The following is a 7264-nucleotide window of genomic DNA, read 5'->3' on the forward strand; positions in this document are numbered from 1 at the left end:
GGAGCGGTGGGGCGGCCACCCGCCGTTGGCCGCGATTGATCTTGGCCGAAAAATCTGGGGTTTAATCGAGCTTTCGGGCGGCCCTGCTACCGGTGGCTTCTTGCGGGACACGGGCTGGGCGCCCCCCTAAATACATCCCTGGACCCAAAGCACGCGGGGCCGGCCCTAGGCTCTCATCGGCATCCATGCCTCAGAAGGTCCCGCAAGAAGCCACCGGTATCAGGGCCTGCGCATCACGGTCATTCCCATTGAACGACGGTGTGATCAGGTCTTGATCCGATACCCAGTCCGGAAAATCCACCAGATCCCGGTCATACACAACAGCAGGAACAGCAGCGTCATCCCCAGGCTGATACCCACATTCACATCCGCCACTCCGTAAAAGGCCCAGCGGAAGCCGCTGATCAGGTAGACCACCGGGTTGAACAGCGTGACCGTGCGCCAGGGTTCCGGCAGCATATCGATGGAATAGAAGGCGCCGCCGAGGAAAGTCAGCGGGGTGATCACCATCAGCGGGATCACCTGCAGCTTCTGGAAGTCGTCCGCCCAGACGCCGATGATAAAACCGAACATACTGAAAGTGAGCGCCGTCAGCACCAGGAAAGCCAGCATCCAGAAGGGGTGCACTATTTCATAGTCGACGAAGAATCGTGCGGTAATCAAAATCAGGCAGCCGAGAACCATCGACTTGGTGGCCGCGGCGCCCACATAACCGGCGACGATCTCGAAGGTCGATACCGGCGCCGACAGTACCTCGTAGATGGTGCCGGAAAACTTCGGAAAGAAGATTCCGAAAGAGGCATTGGAGATGCTCTCGGAGAGCAGTGACAGCATAATCAGGCCGGGAATAATAAAGGCCCCGTAGCTGATTCCATCTATGTCTCCCATGCGTGAGCCGATGGCAGCGCCAAAGACGATGAAGTAGAGAGATGTGGACAGCACCGGTGAGGCGATGCTCTGCATCAGGGTGCGCCAGGTGCGTGCCATTTCAAACTTGTAGATGGCGCGGATTCCGTACCAGTTCATTCCTGGGCCTCCTTGGTCAACTGCTCTTCACTTTCACTGCGTGCACCCCTTACCAGGCCGACGAAAATCTCCTCGAGGGAGCTTTCACGGGTGTGCAGGTCACGGAAATCGATGCTGGCCTCGTTCAGGCGGCGCAGCAATTCGGCGATGCCGGTATCGCTGCTCTTGATATCGAAGCGGTACACCAGCTGGCTGCCGTCGTCGCTCAGGGTCAGTGGCAGGTCTGCCAGCGTCTCCGGCACGCCCGGCAATGGTTCTGGCAGATGCAGGCTCAGCTCCTTCTCGCCCATTTTCTGCATCAGGGTGTTCTTGTCTTCCACCAGTACCAGTTCGCCGCGGTTGATCACGCCGACCCGGTCGGCCATCTCCTCAGCCTCCTCGATATAGTGGGTGGTGAGGATAATGGTCACCCCGGACTCGCGCAGGCCGCGTACCATTTCCCACATATCCTGGCGAAGCTCCACGTCCACGCCGGCGGTGGGTTCGTCCAGGAACAGGATGCTGGGCTCGTGGGACAAAGCCTTGGCAATCATGACCCGGCGCTTCATGCCGCCGGACAGGGCCATGATCTTGCTGTCCTTTTTCTCCCACAGGGACAACTGGCGCAGCAGCTTTTCGATATAGGCGGGGTTGGGCGCCTTGCCGAAAAGACCGCGGCTGAAATTCACCGTGGCCCAGACACTCTCGAAGGAGTCGGTCGCCAGCTCCTGGGGCACCAGGCCTATTTCGCTGCGGGCCTGGCGGAAATCGCGCAGGATATCGTGGCCGGCGGCGTGAATACTGCCGCCGCTGGGATTGACGATACCGCAGACAATGCTGATCAGGGTGGTCTTGCCGGCGCCGTTGGGGCCCAGTAGGGCGAAGATCTCGCCGCGCCGGATTTCCAGGTCCACATTTTTCAGGGCGGTAAAACCACCGGCGTAAGTTTTACCGAGCCCCTTGACGGAAATAATCGGTTCCACTGTGTCTCCTTAATAAAAATTATCACCTGTCGTTCTGGTCGTTTGATAGTGCGGCCGATCGACATGCCATTTCCAAATGTTTCTATCGACCGGTCAGGTCTCGATCTCGGTAAAGTTGCCGATTTCGGCTTCTATGCCGAGTCGGGCCAGAAAAACCTGCGGGTTGAAGCCCGTTTCCCTGTGCATGATTGCAACGGCCTCGCGCGCCAGTGCCACCGATTCAGGGCTCTGCCACTCGACCATTGTAACAAGTATGAATTTCCCCTCGGTAGCCGGTTTCTCCAGCAGCCTGTCCTGAACAAATCCCGATTGTCTCCTGAGCAGTTCGTGTGTCTGCCGGACCCTGGCAAGAAACTCTGCGCGGGCAGCCTGCGGTACCTGGAAACTGTCCAGGCGGAATATCTTTCTCGAACTCTTCGGTATTGCCATTGTTTTGGTGCCCATTGGTGAAGAAGTTGGGTAATTGGATTCCGCATATCCCCGCCGAATGGTGGGGATATTGATGCTTCTATTGAACGCTCGGTCGTGCATAGCTGATGGTCAGCATCTCCCATTGGTGGCCGTCCGGCTCGCTCCAGTAAACGATACTACCGTCGTAACTGGTGTTGACCTTCATATCCAGGCGTCCGGGCTCGCTGCCGTATTTGATCCCCTCTGCCCGGATTCGGGCGAGTGTCTTGTCAAATTCTTCCTGCGTCACCCTGAAACAGAGATGCAGGGGAGAGAAGGGCTCCCGCGCCTTCACGAATTCCAGGGTCAGCCCTTCATTGATGTGAACTGCCACGAAGCCGCCGCTCTCCTCGTGGGGAACGTCGAGGACCTTTGCCAAAAGAATTGCGCTCTGCCGAATATTCTTTGACGGTACAAATGCATGGTCGAGTTGGATTTTCATGGAGTGTCTCACTTTGGTTGCTGGGTTAATAATGGTAATACTGCTGTCAGGTTGCATAGATGCGACCGTAGCTGGCCGGTAGTCGAATCCTTATCTTCGCGCCAACTGCGGCAGCGGCACTCAGCGCGAGCAATAGGATGCCCATGTGCAGGAAAACCGTGGGCAGGCCGAAATGCTGGCTCCAGGGTTGACTCAGCAGGGGCGATAGGAACTGGCCGAAGAAAATGCTGGCGCTAAGCCCACCTGCGATACGTCCGCGCATCCGCTCCGGCGCCAGGTGGATGGCGGTGGAAAACAGGTGCGGCATCATCGCCCCCATACCGATTCCGTAAATTCCTGTCGCGAACATGACCGCGGTAAAGGAGTCCGCTCTGGATATCAACAGCAGGCCGGCGGCCATAAAGGCGAAGCCAAAAGCGAATATCTCCAGGGACTTGAAACGTGTGCGAAGGTGGCGGTAGAGGTAGAGCGACGACAATGCCCCTACCAGGTTGCTACCGGCGATCGCCAGTCCGGTGTCGCTTGGTAATGAAATGCCGATCTCCCGCAGAAAAAAGGGCAGCTGGGTCGGAATCAGGTAAAAAGCCACGCTATTGAGCAGTGCCGCGACAAAGAGTGCCGCCAGCAGCAGGTAGGGCACACTGTCCGCGCTGCTGGAACTAGTGGCGGAACCGCTTTTGCGTGGCGCTTCGCTGAGAAATGCCATTGCGGCGGGCAGCACAAGCAGGGCAATGCCGTAGACCGCAAAGGGCGCGCGCCAGTGCTGGTCCGCCAGCCAGCCGCCGCCGATCAGGAACACCACGCCGCCAAAACTGACAAAGGCGCCCTGCTGGCTCATATAGCTTTCCCGCTCGGAGCCGGTGAAGTAGTCCCCGACCAGTGCGGTCACAGATGTCATGGTGCCCGCCACCGCTACACCCAGGAGGGCGCGGCCGACCAGTATCGCCGCCAGGCTGTCGGCCACAAGCCCGGATAGCCCCGCCAGGCTGTACAGGCAGATGGAAAACAGCAGCAGGCGCAGGCGGCCGAAACGATCGGCAATGGCGCCGGCGATGGGGGCGCAGAGGGCGATGGCCAGCGCCGGCAGCGTCAGCACCAACCGGCTCAGCAGCTCGCTGTCCGGATGGCCGGCAAAGTGACTCTGCAGTGCCGGCAGCGACGGCGCCATGGTCGCACCGGACATGATCGTCAGCGCGGCCAGGCACAGCAATGTGGCGCGGCGCAGCGGGGAGACTGCCGCTCCGCTGGCGGCGATGTGGGGCGGTGCATTCATGCGGCTATCTCCCTATAGGGTGATTTGCCGCGGGCCTCGCGCAGCGCAGTCGCCCACCAGCGCAGGTGGGCCAGCATACGTGCCAGGGTTCGCTCCGCGCGTGACGGCTCGCGCAGGTTGCCGCTACTGTCGAACTGCTCCCAGGCGTTGATAAAGCCGACGCTGTCGCGCAGGGTGACCGAGTGCAGTTCGGCAAATACCTGGCGCAGTTGCTCCACCGCGCGGGAGCCGCCGGAAATGCCGCCGTAACTGACAAAGGCCACCGGCTTGGCTTGCCACTCCGCCTTGGCGGAATCGATCAGCGCCTTGAGCGGCGCCGGGTAACCGTGGTTGTACTCGGGGGTGACGACAATAAAGGCGTCGGCCGCATCCAGGCGACCGCGGGCATCGGTAATCCTGTCGACCGGATCGATAAAGCTCAGTTGAGTGAGGCCGCTGTGTTCCAGTTGCGCGGCCAGCCAATCGACGACGGTATCGCAGAAACGGCCCTCGCGGTCGCTGCCGTAGATGATGGCCAGGCGAATGTCCTTGTTCATGGTGATCTCTCCCGGTGGTTGCAATCGAACGCTGCGCAGTGTAAAAGCTCAACTTAACTTGAGGTCAATGGTCGCCGGCGATATTTTTTATGAGTAGTCGCTATGGCACTGATTGGAGTTGGCTATGGGCAAATGTGCGAACAAGGGTGACACGGGGCCGCGTCGGGAGCTGTCAGTAGGGGAGGTGGCGGAGCGCAGTGGATTGGCGGTTTCCACGCTGCACTTCTATGAGAGCAAGGGCCTGATAAAGAGCTGGCGTACCGGCGGCAACCAGCGGCGTTATTCGCGGGACGTATTGCGGCGGGTGGGCATTATCAAGGTGGCGCAGAGCACCGGTATACCGCTGGCGGAGATACGCGCGGCGCTGGACACATTGCCGGACGGGCGCACACCCAATGCGAAAGACTGGGCGCGGCTGTCGGCGCGCTGGCGCGAGGACCTGGATCAGCGCATAGCGCAGCTAACCCTGCTGCGCGACCGGCTGGAGGGCTGTATTGGCTGCGGTTGCCTGTCGATGGAAAGCTGCCCGCTGCGCAATCCGGGAGATGTGGCGGCGGAGAGGGGCAGTGGGCCCCATTACCTGGATGTCGGCCGGTGATCGCCTGACCCAGGGCGAGCACCAGCTTCGCCCCTACAGGGCCAATCTCAGTGGTTCCAGGGGGCGCCCTTCAATTCCACCACATTGTTTTCCGGATCGGAGATATAGATGGACGGCCCCTCGCCCTCGGCGCCGTAGCGGGATTCCACTTCGCTCGGCGCCACGCCCTTGCTGCGCAGGAAGGTGAGGACTTCCTCGGCCTCGAAAGGCTCTATGCGCAGGCACAGGTGATCCAGGTTGCGCCCCTCCCTGCCCGGTGCGGCGCCGCCGGCCCGGCCCAGCTTCTGGTTGACCGGCACCAGGTCGATCAGGCTGCTGCCGGCGCGCAGCTGGTAGAGGCCTATTTCCCTCTGCTCGCGCTCCATGGTGCAGCCGAGAATGTTCATGTAGAAATCCAACATCGGCTGCAGCGCTTTGACGCGCAGCACGATATGGTCGATCTGCCTGATTGTAAACATTGTTTTAGGGCCCTAGGTCAAAGGCTTCTGGAAAGGCTCAATGGTAACCCAGTCACCGGTTTCGCAGTTGCCGCTCTCCCGTGACAGAACGACAAAACAGTTCGCCTCGGCGAAACCGGAAAGGATATGGCTGCCCTGGATACCGGTACTTCTTACGACCTGCAGGCCATCGCTGTCGCGATAGGTGTAGCCGCGCTGGTAATCGGTGCGCCCGGGCGCCTTGCGGATCGGGTTCAGCAGTCGCGCGCGGCCCTGGAAGAATGTCCCGCGATTCTCCGCGGCGATGCCCTTCAGTTTTTCCAGTGCTGGCAGTACCAGTTGATAGAGGGTAACCAGTGCCGAAACCGGGTTGCCGGGCAGGCCGAAAAAGAGTGTCTCACCTTTGTCCCTTGGCAACCGGCCGAAGGCAAAGGGCTTACCCGGTTTGATCGCCAGGCGCCACAGGTCCAGCTGGCCCAACTCCTCCAGCACGCGTCGGGTAAAGTCCGCCTCTCCCACAGAAACGCCGCCGCTGGTGACGACAATATCCGCCCTGTCCCGCGCCTGTACCAGGGCATCGCGAATCGCCGCCGGTTCGTCCGGCAGGCAGCCGAGATCGATCACCTCCAGATCCAGCTGCGCCAGTGCGGCTTTCAGGGCAATGCGATTGCTGTCGTAGATGTCGCCATCACCCAGTTCGGAGGGCGGGGTTTCCAGCGGTCTCAGTTCGTCGCCGACGGACAGCAGGGCGGCGCGCACCCGGCGCAGCACCGTCACTTCTCTGACACCGGCCGCGGCCAGCAGCGCTATCTCCGGCACCTTGAGCGCGCGACCGCTGTCGATCAGCACCTGGCCCGCGCGCACATCCTCACCGCAGCGGCGAATATGGTCACCGGCTTTTGTCTCGGCCTGCGGGATCAGCGTGTTTTCCCGCAACTCCGCCTGCTCCTGCATTACCACCCGGTCGGCGCCCGCGGGCAGGACCGCGCCGGTGGTAATACGCACACACTCGCCCGCTTTCAGGCTGCCGCTGAACGGGTGCCCCGCCAGGCTTTTGCCCAGCAGCCGGTAGGGTTCGCCGCTTTCACCACAGAGGGCGTAGCCATCCATGGCGGAATTGTCGCTGGGGGGCAGGTCCAGCCGCGCTTTGACGGGGGCCGACAGCACGCGGCCACAGGCCTGCTCGAGAGGCAGGGTTTCCGTTTCCCGAAGCGGGGGTATGGCTTGCATCAGTTGATCGCGGGCCTGTTCAACGGAAATCAGGCCGGGCAGGAGACAGCTATCGGTGGTCATGGCGGTTTTTCTTTGTTGTCGGCGATGGGTCGACATTAGCGTGCTGGAAGGGAATTGCAATACTGATCGGGGCTCGGGACTCCAGACTTGTGGAACTGTGCTGTAGGAGCGGCCGGTGGCCGCGAATGATGGCGGCCTGAGGATCTGATCGCGGCCAACGGCGGCCGCCCGCCCCACGTTCCTACAGGGTGCAGTCGTCATTCCGGCGAAGGCCGGAATCCAGGTGCCACCGAACTGGATACCGGCC

The 7264-nt window shown here is 61.1% G+C and carries 9 protein-coding genes; 1 reads left to right on the top strand and 8 read right to left on the bottom strand.

Going from position 1 to position 7264, the window contains the following annotated elements:
* Positions 1 to 264: 264 nt before the first annotated feature.
* The 6 genes from IG627_RS02760 to IG627_RS02785 all read right to left on the bottom strand — a co-directional run bounded on the left by IG627_RS02760 (position 265) and on the right by IG627_RS02785 (position 4689).
* Positions 265 to 1026 (bottom strand): ABC transporter permease, encoded by a 762-nt coding sequence (locus tag IG627_RS02760; protein WP_193189666.1) that lies wholly within the window; start codon positions 1024 to 1026, stop codon positions 265 to 267.
* Entirely contained in the window at positions 1023 to 1988 is a 966-nt protein-coding gene (locus IG627_RS02765) for an ABC transporter ATP-binding protein (protein WP_193189669.1), read from the bottom strand. Before IG627_RS02765 ends, IG627_RS02760 begins: the two co-directional genes overlap by 4 nt.
* A 93-nt stretch (positions 1989 to 2081) precedes the next feature.
* Entirely contained in the window at positions 2082 to 2432 is a 351-nt protein-coding gene (locus IG627_RS02770; RefSeq protein WP_226864631.1) for an antibiotic biosynthesis monooxygenase family protein, read from the bottom strand.
* Positions 2433 to 2496: 64 nt separating this feature from the next.
* The gene (locus IG627_RS02775) at positions 2497 to 2880 is read right to left on the bottom strand and encodes a VOC family protein (protein WP_193189673.1); all 384 of its coding nucleotides are present in this window, start codon (positions 2878 to 2880) and stop codon (positions 2497 to 2499) included.
* A gap of 46 nt (positions 2881 to 2926) precedes the next feature.
* Complete coding sequence (locus IG627_RS02780) at positions 2927 to 4153, bottom strand: MFS transporter (protein WP_193189675.1); 1227 nt, start codon at positions 4151 to 4153, stop codon at positions 2927 to 2929.
* Positions 4150 to 4689 carry an NADPH-dependent FMN reductase gene (locus tag IG627_RS02785; protein WP_193189677.1) on the bottom strand — a complete coding sequence of 180 codons (540 nt, stop codon included), beginning with the start codon at positions 4687 to 4689 and terminating at the stop codon, positions 4150 to 4152. The genes IG627_RS02780 and IG627_RS02785 overlap by 4 nt, the downstream gene beginning before the upstream one ends.
* A gap of 124 nt (positions 4690 to 4813) precedes the next feature.
* Between IG627_RS02785 and soxR the strand changes: the two genes are divergently transcribed.
* Complete coding sequence (gene soxR, locus IG627_RS02790; RefSeq protein ID WP_193189679.1) at positions 4814 to 5287, top strand: redox-sensitive transcriptional activator SoxR; 474 nt, start codon at positions 4814 to 4816, stop codon at positions 5285 to 5287.
* A gap of 47 nt (positions 5288 to 5334) precedes the next feature.
* On the opposite strand, the gene IG627_RS02795 is transcribed toward soxR, so the two are convergent.
* Together IG627_RS02795 and moeA are read right to left on the bottom strand one after the other, a co-directional pair.
* Complete coding sequence (locus IG627_RS02795; protein ID WP_193189681.1) at positions 5335 to 5745, bottom strand: VOC family protein; 411 nt, start codon at positions 5743 to 5745, stop codon at positions 5335 to 5337.
* A 12-nt stretch (positions 5746 to 5757) separates the two neighbouring features.
* Positions 5758 to 7017 carry a molybdopterin molybdotransferase MoeA gene (gene moeA / locus IG627_RS02800; RefSeq protein ID WP_193189683.1) on the bottom strand — a complete coding sequence of 420 codons (1260 nt, stop codon included), beginning with the start codon at positions 7015 to 7017 and terminating at the stop codon, positions 5758 to 5760.
* Between the last annotated feature and the right edge of the window lie 247 nt (positions 7018 to 7264).

It is taken from the genome of Microbulbifer taiwanensis (genome assembly GCF_014904815.1).
Taxonomy (GTDB): Bacteria; Pseudomonadota; Gammaproteobacteria; order Pseudomonadales; family Cellvibrionaceae; genus Microbulbifer; species Microbulbifer taiwanensis.